General features: G+C 72.5%; 1 protein-coding gene. It reads right to left on the bottom strand.

What is annotated here, in order from left to right:
* Positions 1-1614 (bottom strand): RHS repeat-associated core domain-containing protein (locus AB0J09_RS64370; RefSeq protein ID WP_360714307.1); only part of this gene is annotated, 1614 nt, incomplete at both ends.

The following is a 1614-nucleotide window of genomic DNA, read 5'->3' as shown; positions in this document are numbered from 1 at the left end:
CGCGTCTCCCAGGGGCGCCGCCGCCTCGGAGGCGCAGGCGGAGCCGGCACCCGTCACGCCCCGGCAGGGGTCCAGCTGCACCGTCGGGTCCTGCGGGATGCCTGGGCCCGGATCGACGCGGCAGTCCTGCATCGCGTCCCCGCCGAACACCCCCGAGCATTGGCCGACGACGTGCGGGGCCGGGTCGAGTCCGCCGTTGGGCTGCCCGTCGCCCGCCCCGGCCTCGATCGGCGTGAAGGCCACGCCGACCTTGTCCAGGATCTTGTCGATCGCGTTGTCGACTCTGTGTGTGAGCCCCTTGTCGAGCGCGTCGGCCAGCGAGGTGCCCGCCGGACCGGGCAACCGGTCGTGGTCGATGGGGCCTGGCCTGGTCGCGCGCGTTTTCGCGGCGATGTCGGCGAGCTCCTGGGGTGTGGGCGGCGGAGGCGGCGGAGGATCCGCCTTGGGCGTCTTGGGCGAGCGGTTCTTGCCCGTGCCCGGGTCGTCGTCCCCGTCCGGGTCGCCGGACGTGCCCTTGCCGGGCGAGGCGCCGCCGTCCGGGTACTGGATGTACGGCCCGCTGCCGTCCGGCCAGCCCTTCCACCAGTTGTTCTGCCACCATTTCCCGGCTAGGTAGCCCAGGCCGGCGCCGACGCCGACCGCCGCGAGACAGTAGAGCCAGGCCGGGCCGCAGACCCGTGAGCCGCGCCCGAGCGCGGCGACCTCTCCGCCGCCGGTGAGGACGAAGTCGGCCGCGGTCAAGAGCGGCTTGGCGATGTCCACCTTGACGACCTTGATCACGTTCTTGGCGGTGCCGCACACGAAGGCAGGGCAGCCGAAGTGGCCGGTCGGGTCCACCCGGTTGAGCGGGTCGCCGTCCGCGTAGGCGAAGCGGTTGCCCTTCACCGACGGCATCGGATCCACCTCGAGCGTGTCCCTGCTGGGGAACGCACCGGTTCCAGGGTCGTACCAGCGGGCGGCCATGTTGACCTTGCCGGTGGCCGGGTCGGTCCAGCCGCCCTGGTAGCCGACGCCCCGCTTGGTGCCTGAGCTGGCGACGACCTTCCCGTACGGGTCGTAGGCGACCGAATCGGCCATCGCACCCGCGCCGGTGAAGGTGGCGGTGAGGTCGCCGTGCCGGTCGGTGTAGGCGTACAGACCTGCGACGGAGACGACGTCGCCCGCCGGGTCCCTGCCGTAGACCTCGGCACCCGCCGCGGCCGGGGTGTTGCCCAGGCCGGAGTAGCTGAACGCGACGCCTGCGGCGGACGCGAGCCTGTCCAGCCCGTCGTAGGTGTAGGTCGAGACACCGTCGTTGATCATCCGGTCGAACGCGTCGTAGCTCGTCGCGCTCGCGCTCCCGCCGGTGGGCGTCCTGGATTTCAGGGTGCCGCGCGCCGAGTAGGCGTAGCCGGCCGACCCGTCGGAGACCAGTTGGTTGCGCGCGTCGTAGGCGGCGACCGCCGTGCCGGCCTTGGTCCGGTTGCCCGCGTCGTCGTACTCGTAGGCGACCGAGTTCCACGACGTCAGCCTGCCCGCCAGGTCGTAGCCGTAGGTGTTGGCCCCCGCGCCCGCCGTACCGGTCGTGGTCTTGCTGGTGAGCCGGTCGGCGTCGTCGTAGCCGTAGGCGATGGC

This window comes from Nonomuraea sp. NPDC049784, assembly GCF_040659615.1.
Classification (GTDB): domain Bacteria; phylum Actinomycetota; class Actinomycetes; order Streptosporangiales; family Streptosporangiaceae; genus Nonomuraea.
The sequence above is the reverse complement of the archived record's forward strand: the minus strand, read 5'-3'. Positions and strand labels throughout refer to the sequence as shown.